General features: G+C 63.0%; 14 protein-coding genes and 1 pseudogene. 10 read left to right on the top strand and 5 right to left on the bottom strand.

The genetic code is table 11. The features are described from left to right. The first annotated feature begins 342 nt into the window (after positions 1-342). The 4 genes and pseudogenes from ASC86_RS18400 (at position 343) to ASC86_RS18390 (ending at position 6032) form a co-directional block, all read left to right on the top strand. Positions 343-2112, top strand: a complete 1770-nt coding sequence (locus ASC86_RS18400; protein WP_156387123.1) for a PAS domain-containing methyl-accepting chemotaxis protein — start codon at positions 343-345, stop codon at positions 2110-2112. A gap of 201 nt (positions 2113-2313) precedes the next feature. Beyond that, a pseudogene (locus tag ASC86_RS26700) lies at positions 2314-2609 on the top strand (ACT domain-containing protein); the annotation flags it as partial. A 1-nt stretch (position 2610) separates the two neighbouring features. Further along, the coding region (gene purU / locus ASC86_RS18395; RefSeq protein ID WP_210173812.1) for a formyltetrahydrofolate deformylase at positions 2611-3297 on the top strand (687 nt) is incomplete at its 5' end. A gap of 173 nt (positions 3298-3470) precedes the next feature. Next, positions 3471-6032, top strand: a complete 2562-nt coding sequence (locus ASC86_RS18390) for an FAD-dependent oxidoreductase (RefSeq protein ID WP_056324471.1) — start codon at positions 3471-3473, stop codon at positions 6030-6032. A gap of 279 nt (positions 6033-6311) precedes the next feature. On the opposite strand, the gene ASC86_RS18385 is transcribed toward ASC86_RS18390, so the two are convergent. From ASC86_RS18385 to ASC86_RS18370, 4 genes are read right to left on the bottom strand one after another with little or no spacing between them, the layout of a single operon-like run. Next, positions 6312-7991: an amidohydrolase gene (locus ASC86_RS18385; protein WP_056324468.1), complete on the bottom strand. Its 1680-nt coding sequence runs from the start codon at positions 7989-7991 to the stop codon at positions 6312-6314. 39 nt (positions 7992-8030) lie between these two features. Beyond that, entirely contained in the window at positions 8031-9476 is a 1446-nt protein-coding gene (locus ASC86_RS18380; protein ID WP_056324465.1) for an aldehyde dehydrogenase family protein, read from the bottom strand. A gap of 31 nt (positions 9477-9507) precedes the next feature. Beyond that, on the bottom strand, positions 9508-10896 hold the full coding sequence (locus ASC86_RS18375; RefSeq protein WP_056324462.1) for an FAD-dependent oxidoreductase: 1389 nt from the start codon (positions 10894-10896) through the stop codon (positions 9508-9510). 58 nt (positions 10897-10954) lie between these two features. Next, positions 10955-11320: a cupin domain-containing protein gene (locus ASC86_RS18370; RefSeq protein WP_056324460.1), complete on the bottom strand. Its 366-nt coding sequence runs from the start codon at positions 11318-11320 to the stop codon at positions 10955-10957. Between the two features lie 117 nt (positions 11321-11437). On the opposite strand from ASC86_RS18370, the gene ASC86_RS18365 reads away from it, so the two are divergent. From ASC86_RS18365 to ASC86_RS18340, 6 genes are all read left to right on the top strand, one after another. Continuing rightward, entirely contained in the window at positions 11438-12367 is a 930-nt protein-coding gene (locus tag ASC86_RS18365) for a LysR family transcriptional regulator (RefSeq protein ID WP_056324456.1), read from the top strand. A 125-nt stretch (positions 12368-12492) separates the two neighbouring features. Continuing rightward, entirely contained in the window at positions 12493-13458 is a 966-nt protein-coding gene (gene speB, locus ASC86_RS18360; protein WP_056324453.1) for an agmatinase, read from the top strand. 4 nt (positions 13459-13462) lie between these two features. Continuing rightward, the gene (locus tag ASC86_RS18355; protein ID WP_056324450.1) at positions 13463-14530 is read left to right on the top strand and encodes an ABC transporter ATP-binding protein; all 1068 of its coding nucleotides are present in this window, start codon (positions 13463-13465) and stop codon (positions 14528-14530) included. A gap of 4 nt (positions 14531-14534) precedes the next feature. Beyond that, positions 14535-15452, top strand: a complete 918-nt coding sequence (locus ASC86_RS18350; RefSeq protein ID WP_056324447.1) for an ABC transporter permease — start codon at positions 14535-14537, stop codon at positions 15450-15452. A 2-nt stretch (positions 15453-15454) separates the two neighbouring features. Beyond that, the gene (locus tag ASC86_RS18345) at positions 15455-16276 is read left to right on the top strand and encodes an ABC transporter permease (RefSeq protein WP_056324444.1); all 822 of its coding nucleotides are present in this window, start codon (positions 15455-15457) and stop codon (positions 16274-16276) included. A gap of 35 nt (positions 16277-16311) precedes the next feature. Then, a complete protein-coding gene (locus ASC86_RS18340) occupies positions 16312-17337 on the top strand; it encodes an extracellular solute-binding protein (RefSeq protein ID WP_056324440.1) in 1026 nt (341 codons plus the stop codon). Between the two features lie 76 nt (positions 17338-17413). Here the strand turns inward: ASC86_RS18340 and ASC86_RS18335 are convergent, their stop codons facing one another. Then, positions 17414-18682, bottom strand: a complete 1269-nt coding sequence (locus tag ASC86_RS18335; protein WP_056324437.1) for a glycerate kinase — start codon at positions 18680-18682, stop codon at positions 17414-17416. Positions 18683-18728: the final 46 nt, after the last annotated feature.

Raw genomic sequence — 18728 nt, 5'->3', positions numbered from 1 at the left:
GCAGATTCCACACCACCCGGAAATATCCCTCTATTTGATGCGTGCCTAAATCAATTTTCGGATGCAGAAACCGTCATCTCAGGCAACAAATGTTGACTTCGCCGCTCACGGTTTAAAAACCGCATTGATTTTTCACGTCTTATTTCGCAGAAAATTTTAATCAATCCTTTACTAAAATATACCAATAGTTGCATAAGAAACATATCCTTTAGCAAGCCATCCGGCCGGAACTTACGGACGGACCCGAGACAGAACGACTGGCCGTCCCGGCCAGCGCATGCGCATGCCCCGTCCACACACCGGGGAAAACCACCGTGAATCGCTAGGAGGCGACGTATGAGCATGCACATTCCGGGATTTGGCGGCGATGCCCGCGCGATCCTCGCCGCAATGGACAAGTCGCAGGCCATCATCGAATTCGATCTTCAGGGAAACATCCTTACCGCCAACCAAAATTTCTGCGCTGCGCTCGGCTATTCGCTGGCGGAAATCAAGGGCAAGCACCACCGCATCTTCGTCGACCCGTCAGAGGTCGCAAGCCCGGAATACCGCGAATTCTGGGACAAGCTCGCCCGCGGCGAATTCCAGAGCCGGCAATATCGCCGGATCACCAAGAGCGGCGCCGATATCTGGATAGAGGCCTCCTACAACCCGGTCTTCCGCGGCGGCAAGCCCTATAAGGTGGTGAAGTTCGCGACCGACATCACCGCCATCAAACTGAAGGCGACTGAGGATGCCGGCAAGCTTACCGCCGTCTCCCGCTCGCAGGCGGTGATCGAATTTACGCCCGCCGGCGAAATCCTGACCGCCAACGAGAATTTCTGCGGCGCGCTCGGCTACCAGCTCTCCGAGATCAAGGGCCAGCATCATCGCATGTTCTGCGATCCGACCTATGCGGCGAGCGACGACTATCGCCAGTTCTGGCAGCGCCTCGCCCGCGGCGAATTCCTCGCCAACGAATTCGTGCGCTACGGCAAGGGCGGCAAGGAAATCTGGATTCAGGCGAGCTACAACCCGATCGTCGATACCAGCGGTAAAGTCGTGAAGGTGATGAAGATCGCGACCGACGTGACCGAACGCATGACCGCCGTCTCGGCGCTGGCCACCGCGATGAAGAGCCTTGCCGATGGCGATCTGGTGCAGGTTCTCGACAAGCCCTTCGTGCCCTCGATGGAAAAACTGCGCCACGATTTCAACGATGCCGTCGCAAGGCTCCGCGAAGCGATGCAATCGGTCGGCCACAACGCCCAGGCGATCGCCGCCGGCTCCGGCGAAATCCGCTCCGCCGCCGACGATCTTGCCAAGCGCACCGAACGGCAGGCCGCTTCGGTGGAGGAGACCGCCGCAGCGCTCGAACAGATCACCACCACCGTCGCCGACACCAGCCGCCGCGCCGAAGAGGCGGGACAGCTCGTCGCCGCCACCCGCGACAATGCCGAGCGCTCGGGCGCGGTGGTGCGCAGCGCCGTCGCCGCCATGAGCCAGATCGAGGATTCCTCCCGCGGCATCTCCAACATCATCGGCGTCATCGACGATATCGCCTTCCAGACCAACCTGCTCGCGCTGAACGCCGGTGTCGAAGCAGCCCGCGCCGGCGATGCCGGCAAGGGCTTCGCCGTCGTCGCCCAGGAAGTGCGCGAGCTTGCCCAGCGCTCGGCCACCGCCGCCAAGGAGATCAAGGCGCTGATCCATACTTCGGGCGAACACGTCAAGAGCGGGGTCGCGCTCGTCGGCGAAACCGGTAAGGCGCTGGAACTGATCGTCGCCCAGGTCGGGGACATCAACACCAACGTCTCGGCCATCGTCGGCGGCGCGCGCGAACAGGCGACCGGGCTTCAGGAAATCAACCACGCCGTCAACGCGATGGACCAGGATACGCAACAGAATGCGGCCATGGTCGAAGAACAGACGGCCGCCAGCCACTCGCTGGCACGGGAAGCCGAGGCGCTGTTTGCCATGCTCGGCCAGTTCAAGGTCGGTTCTGCGCCGGTCGCGGTGGAAAAAACCCGCGCCCGGCCCGTCCCCTCGCCGGCGCGGCGCATGGTGGCACAGGTCTCCCATGCCTTCCACGGCAATGCCGCAAGAGCCGAGGACAACTGGGAAGAATTCTGATCGCCCTCCCATCTCATCCACCGACACGGCGTCTCCCGGAGGCGCCGTTCGTCTTTTCGGGGGTCGCCGTTCGATTTTCCTGCCGCATGATGGCCTGTTCCTGCTATCGGATGTCGCGAAACGGATGGACGGACGGGCAGCGAGCACGATAGCTTCATGCACGATCCGACATCGGACAGACCCCGAATTTGAGAGACCTCGATGAAAAGCTATGTGCTGACCGTATCCTGCAAATCCACCCGCGGCATCGTTGCGGCCATCACCGGCTATCTTGCGGACAAGGGCTGTTACATCGTCGACAGCTCGCAGTTCGACGACCTGCAGACCGGCCTGTTCTTCATGCGCCTCACCTTCACCAGCCAGGAAGGTGCGACCATGGAAGAACTGCAGAAAGGCTTCACCCCGGTCGCCGATAAATTTGCGATGAACTGGGATCTGCTCGACAGCGAGCACCGCATGAAGGTGCTGCTGATGGTGTCGCGTTTCGGCCATTGCCTNACCCCGGTCGCCGATAAATTTGCGATGAACTGGGATCTGCTCGACAGCGAGCACCGCATGAAGGTGCTGCTGATGGTGTCGCGTTTCGGCCATTGCCTCAACGACCTGCTCTATCGCTGGAAGATCGGCGCGCTGCCGATCGAGATCGTCGGCGTCGTCTCCAACCATTTCGATTACCAGAAGGTCATCGTCAACCACGACATCCCCTTCCACCACATCAAGGTGACCAAGGAGAACAAACCTCAGGCCGAAGCCCGGCTGATGGAAGTGGTCGAGCAGTCCGGCGCCGAACTCATCGTGCTCGCCCGCTACATGCAGGTGCTGTCGGATGCCGTCTGCAAGAAGATGTCGGGCAAGATCATCAACATCCACCACTCCTTCCTGCCGTCGTTCAAGGGCGCCAATCCCTACAAGCAGGCCTTCGAGCGCGGCGTGAAGCTGATCGGCGCCACCGCCCACTACGTCACCGAGGATCTCGACGAAGGTCCGATCATCGAGCAGGACGTCGCCCGCATCACCCATGCCCAGTCGCCGGACGACTATGTCTCGATCGGCCGCGACGTCGAAAGCCAGGTGCTGGCCCGCGCCGTGCATGCCCATATCCACCAGCGGGTGTTCATGAACGGCAACAAGACCATCGTCTTCCCCGCGAGCCCCGGCTCCTACGCCTCCGAGCGCATGGGCTGATCCGAAACCGGCGCCCGCCAAGGCGCCGGCCCCCATGTCGCATCCGGTCGTGCAACACGATGAGAATGTCGTAGACAGGCTCTGATCGCGATCCGGCAGACTCTAAAATCCGGCCACGGTTTCAATCAGGCCAACCCTCAATCAGGCCAAACCTTCAATCAGGATTCCACGCAATGGCAGAGTTCCCGCAAAAGGCAAAGGTCGTCATCATCGGGCTGGGGGGCATTGTCGGCGCCTCGATCGCCCATCACCTGATCGAGCGCGGCTGGGACGACATTGTCGGCATCGACAAGTCGGGCATCCCGACCGATATCGGCTCGACGGCCCATGCCTCCGACTTCTGCTACACGACGAGCCACGACTATCTCTCGGTCTGGACCACCCAGTATTCAATCGATTTCTACGAGAAGATGGGCCACTACGCCCGCATCGGCGGCCTCGAAGTCGCCCGCACCGGCGACGACGCCTGGATGGAAGAGATCAAGCGCAAGCTCTCTTCCGCCAAGGCGTTCGGCACCCGCGCCCATTACGTCTCTCCGTCTGAAATCAAGGCCATGTTCCCGCTGATCGAGGAAGATCAGGTCATGGGCGGCATGTTCGATCCCGATGCCGGCCTCGTCATCCCGCGCTCGCAGACGGTTGCGGGCAAGCTGGTCGACGCTGCCGAAAAGTCGGGCAAGCTCAAGGTCTTCGGCAATACGCCGGCCCAGTCGCTGATAACGGAAGGCGGCCGCATCAAGGGCGTCGTCACCCATCGCGGCACGATCATGGCCGATCACGTCATCGTCTGCGCCGGCATCTGGGGTCGCCTGATCGCCGAAATGGTCGGCGAAGACCTGCCGGTCATGCCGGTCGATCACCCGCTGACGTTCTTCGGCCCGTATAACGAATTCGAAGGCACCGGCAAGGAAATCGGCTTCCCGCTGCTGCGCGACCAGGGCAACTCCGCCTATATGCGCGACACCGGCGATCCGAAGACCACCGAAGGCGGCCAGATCGAGTGGGGCTATTACGAGCAGACCAATCCGCGTCTCTGCCACCCGCGCGACATCCTCGAAAAGCATGAGGCGCGTCTGTCGCCGTCGCAACGCGACCTCGACATGGAGCAGATTCTCGAGCCGCTCGAAAAGGCGATGGAACTGACGCCGATCCTCGGCGAACTCGGCTATAACGAAGGCCATTCCTTCAACGGCCTGTTGCAGGTTTCCGCCGGCGGCGGCGCGTCCTGCGGCGAAAGCCAGAAGGTGCGCGGCCTGTGGTATTGCGTCGCCATCTGGGTCAAGGACGGCCCCGGCTACGGCAAGCTGATCGCCGACTGGATGACCGACGGCCGCACCGAGATCGACCACAACTCAATCGACTACGCCCGCTTCTACCCGCACCAGTTGGAAGAGAAGTTCATCGAAGGCCGCACCTTCGAGGCCGCCCAGAAGATCTACTTCCCCGCCGTGCACACCCGCGAACCCTATGCGACGGGCCGCAACGTCAAGCGCTCGCCCTTCTACGAGCGTGAACAGGAACTCGGCGGTTACTTCATGGAACTTGGCGGCTGGGAGCGTGCCCACGGCTACGCCGCCAACGAGCACCTGCTGGAAAAATACGGCGACCGCGTTCCGGTGCGCGAAAACGAATGGGACAGCCGCCACTTCTGGCGCGTTTCCAACGCCGAGCATCTGGCGATGAGCGAGGATTGCGGCATCGTCAACCTCTCGCACTTCCACATGGTCGACATCGAAGGCCCCGACCATGTCGAACTGCTCGAATGGCTCTGCGCCGCAAAGATCGGCGGCGACGGCAATATCGGCAAGGGCATCTACACCCACTTCCTCGATGACGAAGGCATGGTGCGCGCCGACTTCACCGTCTTCCGCATGACCGACCGCTGCCGCCTCGTCAACGGCGCCGATGCCGGCCCGCGAGACTTCCACTATATGAAGCGCGTGGCGCAAGATCGTGGCCTCGACGTCACCATCACCGACACGTCGGAAAAGTACATCACCATCGGCATCTGGGGTCCGAACGCCCGCGAGACGCTGAAAAAGGTGGTGGCCGATCCGGCCGGTCTCGACCAGGAAAACTTCGCCTTCGCCGCGATCAAGCAGATCGAAATCGCCGGCAAGAAGGTGACGGCCTTCCGCATCTCCTATGTCGGCGAGCAGGGCTGGGAACTGCACATGAAGTACGAGGACGGCCTTGCCGTCTGGGACGCGTTGCGCGCCACCGGCGTCATGGCCTTCGGCGTCGAGACCTATGCCAACTCCCGCCGCATGGAAAAGAGCCTGCGGCTGCAGAACGCCGACCTGCTCACCCAGTACAACCTCATCGAAGCCGATCTTGCCCGCCCGAAGGTGAAGGAAGCCGATTTCCGCGGCAAGGCCAAGCATCTGGAATACAAGGCGCGTGATCATCAGCCCGCCATGCTCTGCACGCTGGTCATGACCGAAAACACGGATAAAAACGGTGTGAAGCGTTACCCGGTCGGCACCCTGCCGGTCATGGACCCGGAGACCGGCGAAGTCCTGATCGACGACCTCGGCCGCCGCTCCTACACGACCTCGATCGCTTTCGGCCCGACCATCGGCAAGAACATCGCGCTCGCCTACCTGCCCCATGCCTATGCCCAGGAAGGCCGCAAGCTGAACGTCGAATATTTCGCGGAAACTTATCCGGTCGAGGTGGTCGGCATCGGCTACAAGCCGCTCTACGACCCGGAAAACCTGAAGCCCCGCAGCTGAGGGGCAAACAAAAAAACCATGCCGGGCGCTCCAAAAGGGCGCCCGTTTTTTTTGGAGTTTGTCAGGGAAAAGCGGGAACCGGTTTTCCCGAAAAGACAAACGAAAAGAGAAGGATCGAGCGTCTGTCCGGTTCGGAATGAACCTGACAGACGCGCGGATTGCTCAGCCGCCGGCTGCGTAATCGACAAGGGCATCGAAACCGTCAGGAAGATGGCATCTCCCTGCGCGCGGTTCGTGGCGGGCCGAGACCCGCAGTCCGCCGAGCTTCAGGTCAGCCGATCAGAGAAGACCGTCCTTGGCGTAGGTCACCGTCGCATTGCAAATGGTAACGGCAACCGAGACACCGGACAGGCCGGTATCGGGAACATTGGCAAGGTCGGTATCGAGGATAATGATATCGGCCAGGAAGCCCGGCGCGATCTTGCCCTTCTGGTCTTCCTTGAACTCCACCCAGGCGCCCGCCCGCGTATAAGCGTACAGCGCTTGATCGACGGTGACCGACTGGTCCTTGCCGCCCTCGCGCCAGGGTTTGCGGGTCACGGCCGCTTGTATGCTGGCCAGCGGCTCGAGCCGCGCAACCGGCCAGTCGGACGAAAACACCAGCGGCACGCCGGCTTCCAGCAGTTCGCGGGTACGGAAGGCGATATCCTCGCGTTCGACACCGATGCGCGGCAGATAGGTTTCCGCCGGGAAATCCATCGCCGCCGGCGGATGGGCCGGCTGCATCGAGGCGACGACCCCGAGTTCGCCGAAGCGCGGGAAATCGCTGTCCTGCAACAACTCGATGTGCTCGATGCGATGGCGGGAATCGCGCTTGCCATTGTTTTTGCGTGCATCCTCATAGGCATCCAGTACCTGCCGGACGGCGCCGTCGCCGATCGCGTGCACGGCGACCTGCAAGCCGAGCGCATCGGCAAGGCCGATCGCTTCGCTCAGTTCGCTACCGGGGAAAAGCGGCGTGCCGTTATGATCAGGCGCATCGGTATAGCCATCGACGAGCACGGCGGTTCCCGATTCCACGACACCATCGGCGAAGAGCTTGACGAAATCGCAGGTCAGGAAATCGCTCTGGAACTCTTCGCGCCAATCTGCAGCGTTGCGGATTTCCTCGACGGCGGTACCGGGCTTGAAGAGAAGGGGTACACGTACCCTGACCGGCAATTCGCCATTGGCGTGAAGCTCCCGGAGCATGTCGAGCTGATAGTAGTTGCCGTCCATGTTCTGGATGGAGGTAATGCCGTTTTCGGCGCAGTAGGCGAGGCCCTTGCGGATTGCCGCCATGTCTTCGGCGCGCTCTTCGGCGGTGATGCCGCTTTCCTCCGCGCTGGTGACCGCACCGAGGATATCCCGGCCGCCCGACGGCGAAAGCCCGTAGACGAGGTTCATGGCCGGCGCTTCCCGCAGCTCGCCCGTCGCAAGGCCATCCGCCCCCACCACGACCTCGCTGCCGGACCGCAACTCGGCACCCCGCTCGATACCGGCGAGCTTCAGCGCCGCCGTGTTCGCCCACGCGGTGTGATGGTCGGCCGAGGAGATGAACACCGGAAGATCCGGGCAGGCCGCGTCGAGGTCCTCGCGCGTCGGCATGCGTTCGTCGGAGATGAAATTGTAAAGCGCCGAATGCCCGACGATGAAGCCGAGGCCCGGATGCTGCGCCCGCCAGTCGGCAATGCGCGCCGCCAGGTCCTCGACGCCCTTGACGGTGGCGATCGACAGCTGCTGCAACGAGATGCTGCCGCCGAAAATGTGCAGATGCGCTTCGTTGAAGCCGGGCAGCACGGTCGCGCCCCTGGCATCGATCACTTTGGTTTCCGGTCCTTGCAGCTGCGCGCATTCCGCATCCGAGCCGACGCGGATGATGCGGTTGCCGAGCACCGCGATGCTCTGCGCGGCCGGGCGGGCCTCGTCCATGGTGCGGATGGCTCCGTTGCGGATGATCAGGTCGGCGATAACAGTCATGGGTTCCTCCCGGTTATGTCTGCGGTCGTTCGATGGAGTTCAGGCGGCCGAGGTGATGTGCTTTACACCCTGGTAGCTGGCAAGCCCCCAGGGGCCAAGCTCGCGGCCGATGCCGCTCGACTTGAACCCGCCCCAGGCGCTCTGCGGATAGACGATCTGCGGCGTGTTGATCCAGATATGACCGGCGTCCATCCCGTCGGCCAGACGCTCGGCCCGAGCAGGATCACCGGCGACAACACTGCCCGCCAGCCCGAAATCCGAAGCATTGGCAAGCGCGATCGCTTCGTCGTCGTTCCTGAAACGGCGGGTCGCCAGCACCGGCCCGAAGATTTCTTGCGTCCAGATCGGGCTTGCAACATCGACATCGCGATAGATCGTCGGGGCGACGAAATAGCCGGGACCGTCGAGTTTACGGCCGCCCGTCAGGCAATCGCAACCTTCGGCACGGGCCGCTGCAAAATAGCCATCCACCTTGCGCAGTTGCTCCAGGGTCGTCAGCGGCCCCATGTCGCACTGTTCGGCAAAGGGAGAGGCAACGGCCATGCCGCGCACCCGCTCCACCAGCGCCTCCAGCAGTTTCGCTTCGATGGCTTCATGCACGAGAAGCCTTGAGGTCGCCGAGCAGACCTGCCCGGCATTGAAGAGGATGCCGGCCGCCACGCATTCCGCCGCCAGATCGAGATCGGCATCTTCCGTGACGATGATCGCCGACTTGCCGCCAAGTTCGAGGGAGACCGGAAGGCCGCGCACGGCTGCCGAGGCCATGACCTTTGCCCCGGCCGCATTCGAGCCGGTAAAGGAGATTTTCCGCAGGGCCTCCGCCCCCGTCAGCGCCTTGCCGACAGCGGCCGCGCCGGTGACGATGTTGAGCACGCCGGCCGGCAGCCCGATCTCGCGGGCGATGTCGCCATAGAACAATTCGGCCAGCGGCGTCGCCTCGGAGGGTTTGAGGACCGCCGTACAGCCGGCCGCAAGCGCCGGCGCGATCTTCCACGCGCTGGTGACCAGCGGGAAATTCCACGGAACGATCAGCCCCACCGGCCCGATCGGCTCATGCCGCACGCGGCCCCGGTGATTGCCGCCGCCAAGGCTCGTTTCGATCTGTGCGCTGCGAGCACGCTCCTCGATGAGATCGGCATAATAATCGAAGGTCGCGACCGCATCGCCAAGATCGATCGAAGCTTCGATCCGCGGCTTGCCGCTGTTGATCATCTGCAGCGTTTCGAGTTCCGCCGCCCTGCTTTCCAGCCCGCGGGCAAAGCCGCGGAGATAACCGGCACGTTCCTCGGCAGACAGTTGCGCCCAGGGACCGAAGGCCCGCGCAGCGGCAACGGCCGCGCGCTCGACTTGCTCGTCGCTCGCGGTTCTAACCTTGGCAAAAGCTGCACCGGTCGAAGGATCGACCACGTCCAGCACCATGCTGCCCTGCCCGGTTTCCCAGACACCGTCGATGAAGGTGGTTTCGTCTCGATCGTAGTTCGTCATGGTCTCGCTTATCGGTTCAGGCCAAGGGACATCAGGACAGGGGGAAGCCGAGCTTACCCACGAATTTGAGCCACAGGTTGCGCCAGCCGCCCTTGCTGTCTGCGGTATCGAGCGCATACATCGTCATGCGCGCGCCAAAATAGCGGAAGGGTTCGGGCGGGATGGTGCCCGGCATGGTGCGGGCGAAATCGCATTCGAGTTCGGGGCGCGTGGCTCCGTTCAGCTTGGCGAGCCCGATATCGGCGCCGAAGCGGCTGGCGGAAACCCCGAAGCCGGAATAGCCGCCGGCATAGACCACCTTGCCGCCGTGATAGGTCTGGAAATGCACCGCCATGCGCGTCGTCAGCGCAATCGGCCCGCTCCAGGCATGGGTGAAGCCGACATCGTCGAGCTGCGGAAAGGTGTGGAAGAAGGCTTCCGCCAACCGCTTGTAAGGCGCGGGCGTGCGGTCAAGCCGCGGGTCACGCGGTCCGCCGTAGAAATAGCCGAGCCGGCCGCCGAACAGGATGCGGTTGTCCTTCGTCAGCCGCATGTAGTTGAGCTGGGTGCGGGTGTCGTAGACGCCCTGACGATTGCGCCAGCCGATGCGATCCATCTGCTCGTCGCTCAGCGGCTCCGTCATCAAAATACGGTCGCGCACCATCGCCACACGCTTCTTGATGTGATCGTGGCCGGCCGCAAAGGCATTGGTCGCGAGCAGCACCTTACGCGCCCGCACTTGGCCGTCGCGGGTCGCTGCGACAACGGTGCCACCTTCGTCGCTGATGCCGAGCAGCGGCGTATGTTCGTGAATGCGCACCCCGAGCGACAGTGCCGCCCGCTTCAGCCCCCAGGCAAGCCGTGCCGGATGCAGGGTGCCGCTATTCTTCTTTGCCCAGAGACTGCCTTCAAACAGCGGCGAGGCCAGCTGCCCGCGGGTCTCCTCGGCATTCATCAGCACCACGTCATGGCCATGGCGCTCGTGCAGTTCGTATTCCTCACGTAGCGTCGGCAGGTTCTCCTTGCCGACGGCGACCGTCAGCTCGCCGTTCCACTCCGCATCGCAATCGATGCCGTGCCGGTCGAGCGTGCCGAGGAAGCCGGCGATATTGGCCTGCCCCAAGGCTTCGAGCATGGCGATGTCCTTGGGAAACACCCTGACGGCATTGTGCAGGCCGTGCATCACCGACGTCGAGACGATGGCGCCGGGACGCCCGGAGGCGCCGCAGGCGATGTTTTCCGCCTCGATCAGCACCACGTTCTTCGATGGCTCCGCCTCCTTGGCAAGGATCGCCGCCCAGAGCCCGGTGAAACCGCCGCCGACGATCAGGAGGTCCGCTTCCGTGCGGCCGATGAGCGGCGCTTCGGGAGCCGGAGCATCCGGCCGTTCAAGCCAGAAGGGATAGAAGGTGACGTTCGCCAGGGCGCGATCGGCAAGCATGATTGTCTCACATCATGTTGGGGGGATGAGGGGCGGCCTTCCCGGCCGCCCTCCGAAATCAATCGTTGAAGAGCACGTAGATCTTGCGCAGGGTTTCCAGCACTTCGAAGCGGCCCTCGAAGCCCTTCGGCACGATGTAGCAATCGCCGGCGCCGAATTCCTCGACGCTGCCGTCGGCATTCGTCAGCGCCACCCGGCCCGAGATCACCACGCAGAATTCGCTGGATTCGGGATAGGCCAGGGTCTCTGCATAGGGCGTGCATTCCCAGGTGCCGACGAGGAACTTGCCCTTGCCGGCTTCATAGTGCATCGCGCCGGTTTCGCTCGGAGAACCGCTCAGCACGGCCTCCGACGGAACGACCGAGCAGGCTTCCATCGGCCCGTTGCTCAGGCCCTCGCGGGAAAGTCGGATGACTGCGCTCATTGTAATTCTCCTGTCTGAAGCGGTGGCGACATCTTCGCCGGTCGACAGGATGATAGGGGGCAGCCTTCGTCCTAAAAATCACGCTTTACATCGCGTTGGATTTGCCGCTTTCAATGAATGATGAAAATCTCAGGCGCCGATCTGCATCTTCTCTCCGTGTTCGATTCCGTCGTCCGCAACGGCGGGTTTTCGGCAGCGCAAGCCGAACTGGGCCTCAGCCAGCCGACCATTTCGAACCACATCACCGCCTTGGAAACACGGCTTGGGGTCATTCTGTGCCAGCGCGGCCGGCGCGGCTTCCAGCTCACCGACAAGGGCCGGCAGGTACATGAGATCGCCGTCGACCTGCTGCGGCGGATCGACCATCATTCGATGTCGCTGACGGCGCTCAAGGGCAGCCTCGTGGGCCAGTTGAAGATCGCCGTCGTCGATTGTGTCGCCTCCGATCCGGAATTCAGGCTGACCGAGGTGGTCCACAGGCTGAACGACGAGGCCCCCGGCATCCGCATCGAGATCGAGGTGGAAAAGCCCGGTGGCGTCCTGCGCCGGCTCGCCGAGGGAGAAATCCACGCCGGCATCGGCAGTTTCGACAACAAGATCAAGGGCCTGTCCTATATCAGCCTCTACGAGGAGCGCCATTCGGTCTATTGCGGCAAGGGTCACCCGCTGTTTTCGACACCCGCCGAAAGCATCACCCAGCAGGACATGGACAAATGCGTCTGGGTGCATCGCGGCTACTGGAGCCGCGAGCGCAAGAAAAGCCAGCAGGTCATCGAGGCCGACCGCATCGTCGACCAGATCGAGGCACAGCTGCTGTTCACGCTGAGCGGCGACTATATCGGCCTGCTGCCCGATCATGCCGCCGCCTCTTATCTCGCCTGCGGCAGGCTGCGGAAACTGCCGCCGCACGAGGACAATTTCGACTGCATGATGCAGCTCGTCTATCGCAGCGGCACCCACCCGAAAACATTCCAGGTTTTCCGCGAAATGCTCGTCGGCCTCTACCGGCCCCGCACGCCGGGACGTGGGTCCTCCACCCGGCTCTGACACCTGTCCCACAAGGCTTAGCCGCCGATACATTGGGTTTTATCAACGCAAGTTTCCGCACAATGGAATGTTAACAAGGCCTGCCTCCTTTCACACTTGGTGAAATACCATTTTGGGGAGGTCGCATGTCTTTCAACCAGCCTTTGGGCGGCAACGAGATGCCGCGTTTCGGTGGCCCGGCCACGATGATGCGGCTGCCGTCTGCGCCGTCGGCGGCAAATCTGGACGCCTGTTTCATCGGTATCCCCATGGATATCGGCACGTCGAACCGGCCGGGCACCCGGCTCGGGCCGCGCCAGATCCGTGACGAAAGCCGCATGATCCGGCCCTACAACATGGCGACGGGCGCAGCCCCCTTCGACGTGCTGCAGGTCGCCGATATCGGCGATGTGCCGATCAACACCTTCGACCTCAAGAAATCGGTCGACATCATCACCGAATATTATCGCGGCGTGCTGGCCCATGGCGCCATCCCGCTGACGCTCGGCGGCGATCACACCCTGACATGGCCGATCCTGCGCGCCATTAAGGAGCGACACGGCCCGGTCGCCCTCATCCATGTCGATGCCCATTCGGATACCAACGAGCATATGTTCGGCGAAGCCGTCGCCCATGGCTGCCCCTTCCGCCGCGCCTGGGAAGACGGCTGCCTGCAGAACGACAAGGTCTTCCAGATCGGCATCCGCGGCACCGGCTACAGCCCCGAGGATTTCAACTGGGGCCGCAAGCAGGGCTGGACCTGCATCCAGGCCGAGGAATGCTGGTGGAAATCGCTGACGCCGCTGATGGCCGACATCCGCAGCAAGCTCGGCGATGCGCCGGTCTATCTCACCTATGACATCGACAGCCTCGACCCGGCCTTCGCGCCCGGCACCGGCACGGTCGAGGTCGGTGGCCTCACGACCCATCAGGGTCTGGAGATCATCCGCGGCTGCGCCGGGCTGAACCTCGTCGGCTGCGACCTCGTGGAAGTGTCGCCGCCCTACGACCCCGCCGGCAATACCGCGGTGATCGCAGCAAATTTCCTCTACGAAATGCTCTGCGCCCTGCCCCGCGTCGCCGAGGCCGCCAAGAACACGAACGGGAAATAAGCCAGTGATCGAAGTAGACCGCATCCATGTCCGGTTCGGCGAAGGCCCCGGCGCCTTCATCGCCCTCAACGACGTCAGCGTGACGATCGGCGAAAGCGAGTTCTTCACGCTGCTTGGCCCCTCCGGCTGCGGCAAGACGACGCTTTTGCGCTCCATCGCCGGCTTCATCCATCCGAACGAAGGCGCGATCCGACTTGCCGGCCAGGACATCCTGTCGCTGCCGCCGTTCAAGCGGCCGGTCAACACCGTCTTCCAGAACTACGCCCTGTTCCCGCACATGACGGTTGCCGAAAATGTCGGCTTCGGCCTCGAAATGCTCGGCCGCCCGCGCGCCGAGGTCACCCGCACCGTCGAAGAGATGCTGGCGCTGGTCAAGATGACCGCCATGGCAAACCGCCGTCCGTCCGAGCTTTCCGGCGGCCAGCAGCAGCGCGTGGCGCTCGCCCGCGCCCTTGCGCCGAAGCCCAAGGTCCTGTTGCTCGACGAATCCCTGTCAGCCCTCGACCTGAAGCTACGCAAGGAAATGCAGATCGAACTGAAGCGCCTGCAGTCGGAAACCGGCATCACCTTCATCTTCGTCACCCACGATCAGGAAGAAGCCCTGACCATGAGCGACCGCATCGCGGTCATGAGCGCCGGCAAGATCCGCCAGATCGGCACCCCGCGGGAGATCTACGATCACCCCCGCGAACGCTTCGTGGCCGACTTCATCGGCGACACCAATTTCGTGCAGGCCAAGCTTTTCGCCGATGGCACCGTGGAACTGCCGGGCGGCGCCCGCATCCGCGCCAGCCTGCCGAAGGATGCAGTTCCCGCGAACCGCGCCGTCACGCTGGTCATCCGCCCCGAACAGACCGTGCTCGAACAGGCGCCGGAGCAGGCGCAGCTTTCGGGCGTGCTCGAAAACGTCGTCTATTGCGGCACCGATACCCACTATCACCTGACGCTTACCGATGGCGCCCGCTTCGTCGTTCGCCGCCAGAACAACCCGGCCCGTCCCGTGACCTTCGAGAAGGGCCAGCGCCTCGGCATCGGCTTCGATCCGCAGGCCGCCCAGGTTCTTGAGGGTTGATGCCATGGCCGCCACGCAACCCAACACCGATCTCGTGGCCGCCAACCGCCGCGAAACCCGCAATCGCTGGCTGCTGCTGCTTCCGGCGATCGTCATCCTGCTTGCCGCCGCCATCGGCCCGCTGATCGTCGTCGTCCTCTATTCCTTCCTGGTCGCCGGCGATTACGGCGGCGTCGTCTGGCACTTTTCCTGGGATGGCTGGCTCGGCGTCTTCACCACCAGCGATCCCTTCGACGGCACGCTGAGCCTCGCCGATGCCCATATCTCGATCCTCTGGCGATCGGTGAAACTCTCGGCTCTGACGACGCTGTTCTGCCTGATCCTCGGCTTTCCCACCGCCTATTTCATCGCCACGCGCCCCGTCAGCCAGCGCGACGGCTGGATGCTGCTGATCACCATCCCCTTCTGGACCAATCTCCTGATCCGCACCTTCGCGATCATGGGCCTCATCCGCAATGAAGGTCTCGTCAACGGTTTCCTCGAATGGCTTGGGATCATCGACCAGCCAATCCAGATGATGTTCACCGATTTCGCCATCCTGCTCGGCATGGTCTATGTCTACCTGCCGCTGATGGTGCTGCCGCTTTACGCCTCGATGGAGCGCTTGAACTTCTCGCTGATCGAAGCGGCCTACGATCTCTACGCCACGCCGTTCCGGGTGCTGCGCCGGGTCATCATTCCCGCCGTCAAGCCGGGCGTCGTTGCCGGATCCATCCTCGTCTTCGTACCCTCGCTCGGCGCCTATGTCATCCCGCGAATCCTCGGCGGCGGCACGCAGCTGATGCTCGGCAACCTGATCGAGCTGCAGTTCGGCCAGGCCCGCAACTGGCCGCTCGGGGCAGCCCTTTCGCTGACCCTGCTCGTCATGGTGACGGCCGCGCTCATCGTTTACGTCCGCGCCTCCGCAAATGAAGGAGAATAACGATGGCCAAGCCCAAGACATTCGATACCCGCCGGCAGGCCGGCTTCACCGCCATCGCCGCCTTCTGCTTCATCGTGCTCTATCTGCCGATCGTGCTTATGGTGATCTTCTCCTTCAACAGCGGCCTCGCGCTGACGAGCTGGGAAGGCTTTTCGCTCAGCTGGTACGTGACCGCCTGGCACAATGAAGTCGTCCAGGCCGCGACGATCCGCTCGGTGATCATCGCCACGGTCGCGACCGTCGTCTCGACGCTGGTGGCGGTTCTCGCCGCCCTCGTCATGGGGCGCGGCAAGCCTTTCCGCGGCCGTAGCGCCATGTTCGCACTGATCAACCAGCCACTGATGGTGCCGGAAATCGTCACCGCCGTCTCGCTTTTGGTCGTGTTTGCCTGGGTGAAAACGACAACCGGCTATTCCGGCCTCGGCTATCTTATCCTTGCCCATTCGGCCTTCTGCATTCCCTTCGCTTTCATGCCGGTCAGGGCGCGCCTGCAGGGCATGGACCAGACGCTGGAACAGGCCGCCGCCGATCTCTATGCCTCGTCCTGGCAGACCTTCCGTCGCGTCACCTTTCCGCTGCTTTGGCCAGGAGTGCTGGCCGGCGCGATGCTCGCCTTCGTCACCTCGCTCGACGACGTCGTCATCACCGAATTCGTCAAGAGCGCCGGGCAGGACACGCTGCCGACCTACATGCTGGGCCAGATGCGCCGCAACCTGACGCCGGAAACCAATGCCATCGCCACCGTGCTCCTGGTGTTTTCCGTAGTGCTGGTCGTCGCGTTCTTTTTCGTCAGCCGGGAAAACCACGCCAAGGCGCAACTCTAACGCAAGCTATTCATGAACCAAGGGAAGAGGAAACCATGAAACATCTTATCGCATCCGTCGCCGCCGTCTGCCTGCTGGCCGGCCCGGCCTTCGCAGACGGCAACCTCAACATCTACAACTGGGGCAACTACACACCCCCGGACATGATCAAGAAGTTCGAGGAAAAATATAACGTCAAGGTCACCGTCACCGACTACGACAGCAACGACACCGCGCTCGCCAAGGTGGAAGCCGGCGGCCATGGTTTCGATATCGTCGTCCCGGCCGGCATCTACGTGCCGATCTGGATCGAGAAGGGCCTGCTCCTGGAAGCCCGTCCCGACCAGATGGAAAACTTCAAGAACGTCGATGCCAAGTGGGCCAACCCGAACTTCGATCCCGGCCGCCACTACACCGTGCCGTGGCAGTGGGGAACGGTGGGCGTCTCAGTGAACCGGGATGTCTACAAGGGCGACATCAACACCTCGTCCATCCTGTTCAACCCGCCGGACGAGCTGAAGGGCAAGATCAACATCGTTCCGGAAATGAACGACGTGATGGCGCTCGCGGTTCATTATGTCGGTGGCGAGACCTGCACCAATGACATGACGGTTCTGAAGAAGGTGCGCGACCTCCTGGTCGCCGCCAAGCCGAACTGGGTATCGATGGATTACGGCACGGTCGAGCAACTGGCCCAGGGCGACATCGCCGCCGGCATGAACTGGAACGGTTCCTCGTTCCGCAGCCGCCTGATCAACCCGAAGCTCGAATACGGCTTCCCGCAGGAAGGTTTCCCGATCTTCATGGATAACGCCGCCATCCTCGCCGATGCCGCGAACGTCGATAACGCCAAGCTGTTCCTGAACTTCATCATGGACCCCGAAAACGCCGCGATGATCTCCGCCTATGCCCGCTACGGCAACGGCATCGCCGGCTCGGACAAGTTCATGCCGGAAGACATGAAGACCGCGCCGGAAGTCAATATTCCGCCGGAACTGGCAAAGGCCGGCTTCGCCATCGAAACCTGCTCGCCGGACGTGATGAAGATCTACACCCGGATCTGGACCGACCTGCAGAAGTAAGCAGCAATGACCAACCAAAAAAGCCAGGCAGCCCAAAAGCTGCCTGGCTTTTTCGTATCTGAAAGCGACGAACCGGTTACGAGATCAGGATCGCCCTGAAGTCGTTGACGTTCGTTCCGGTCGGGCCGGGACGGAACAGATCGCCGAGTGCCGAGAAGGCCGACCAGCTGTCATTGGCGCCGAGCAGCGCTGCCGCATCCTGCCCCATGGCCGAAAGCCGCGTCACGGTGCGCCCATCGGCGAAAGCGCCGGCATTGTCCTCGGAGCCGTCGATACCGTCGGTATCGGCCGCAAGCGCCGTGATGGTGCAGGCGCCGTCGATCGCCATCGAAAGCGACAGCAGGAATTCGCTGTTGCGCCCGCCGCGGCCCTTGCCGCGCAACGTCACTGTAGTCTCGCCGCCGGAAAGGATGACGACCGGCTTGCGGAACGGCCGGTTGCGCGAGGCAACCTCGCGGGCAATCGCCGCGTGGACGCGCCCAACCTCGGATGCTTCCCCCTCGATGGCATCCGACAGCACCACCGCACCGATGCCGGCGCGCTGCGCAAGCTCGGCAGCCGCATCCAGCGACACCGCAGCGGAGGCGACAAGCCGGACCTCGTTCCTGGCAAAGCGCGTGTCATCCGGCAACGGCGGCAGCGAGTCCTCCCCCGACAGCAGCGTTTTCACGGAGGCCGGCAGTTCCAGCCTATAACGTTCGATGATCTTCAGCGCATCGGCACGGGTCGAAGCATCCGGAATGGTCGGCCCGGAGGCGACCAGCGCCGGATCGTCGCCCGGAATATCCGAAACAACAAGCGAAACCACCTTGGCCGGATAGGCGGCAGCGGCAAGCCGCCCGCCCTTGATCTGCGAAATCTGCTTGCGCACGGCGTTCATCGCGCTGATCGGCGCGCCCGAGGCGAGCAGCACACGATTGACCTCGATTTCATCCTCCAGCGTCAACCCTTCCGCCGGCAGCGGCAACAGAGCCGAGCCGCCACCGCAGACCAGCGCGACGACGAGATCATCGGGTCCAAGGCCGCTTACGGCATCGAGCAGCCGGCGCGAGGCCTTCAGGCCGTTTTCGTCCGGCAGCGGATGAGATGCCTCCAACACCTCGATCCGCTCACAGGGCGCACCATAGCCGTAACGGGTCACGACGACGCCTTCGAGCGGCCCCTCCCAGAGCTTTTCAAAGGCTTGTGCCATCTGCGCGGCCCCCTTGCCGGCACCGATGACGACGGTACGTCCCTTCGGACGGCCCGGCAGGTTCGCCGCCAGCACCTTTGCCGGGTCGGCTGCCGCCACGGCTGCGTGAAACAGCGTTTCGAGAAAAGCCCGCGGATTGACGATCGACGGCATAGTCCCCTCCTTCATGAATAATTACCGGGCGGCCGTCCTCCTCCGA

The sequence above is a fragment of the Rhizobium sp. Root1212 genome (assembly GCF_001424985.1).
GTDB lineage: Bacteria > Pseudomonadota > Alphaproteobacteria > Rhizobiales > Rhizobiaceae > Pararhizobium.
This window is presented reverse-complemented; position numbering and strand designations above follow the sequence as displayed.

Excerpts from the sequence above, each read along its gene's own strand:
- ASC86_RS18345 (WP_056324444.1), top strand. The coding sequence starts at position 15,455 with ATGGCCAAGCCCAAGACATTCGATACCCGCCGGCAGGCCGGCTTCACC.
- ASC86_RS18370 (WP_056324460.1), bottom strand. The coding sequence starts at position 11,320 with ATGAGCGCAGTCATCCGACTTTCCCGCGAGGGCCTGAGCAACGGGCCG.
- ASC86_RS18385 (WP_056324468.1), bottom strand. The coding sequence starts at position 7,991 with ATGACTGTTATCGCCGACCTGATCATCCGCAACGGAGCCATCCGCACC.
- ASC86_RS18365 (WP_056324456.1), top strand. The coding sequence starts at position 11,438 with ATGATGAAAATCTCAGGCGCCGATCTGCATCTTCTCTCCGTGTTCGAT.
- ASC86_RS18380 (WP_056324465.1), bottom strand. The coding sequence starts at position 9,476 with ATGACGAACTACGATCGAGACGAAACCACCTTCATCGACGGTGTCTGG.
- ASC86_RS18335 (WP_056324437.1), bottom strand. The coding sequence starts at position 18,682 with ATGCCGTCGATCGTCAATCCGCGGGCTTTTCTCGAAACGCTGTTTCAC.
- speB (WP_056324453.1), top strand. The coding sequence starts at position 12,493 with ATGTCTTTCAACCAGCCTTTGGGCGGCAACGAGATGCCGCGTTTCGGT.
- ASC86_RS18400 (WP_156387123.1), top strand. The coding sequence starts at position 343 with ATGCACATTCCGGGATTTGGCGGCGATGCCCGCGCGATCCTCGCCGCA.
- ASC86_RS18390 (WP_056324471.1), top strand. The coding sequence starts at position 3,471 with ATGGCAGAGTTCCCGCAAAAGGCAAAGGTCGTCATCATCGGGCTGGGG.
- ASC86_RS18340 (WP_056324440.1), top strand. The coding sequence starts at position 16,312 with ATGAAACATCTTATCGCATCCGTCGCCGCCGTCTGCCTGCTGGCCGGC.
- ASC86_RS18350 (WP_056324447.1), top strand. The coding sequence starts at position 14,535 with ATGGCCGCCACGCAACCCAACACCGATCTCGTGGCCGCCAACCGCCGC.
- ASC86_RS18375 (WP_056324462.1), bottom strand. The coding sequence starts at position 10,896 with ATGCTTGCCGATCGCGCCCTGGCGAACGTCACCTTCTATCCCTTCTGG.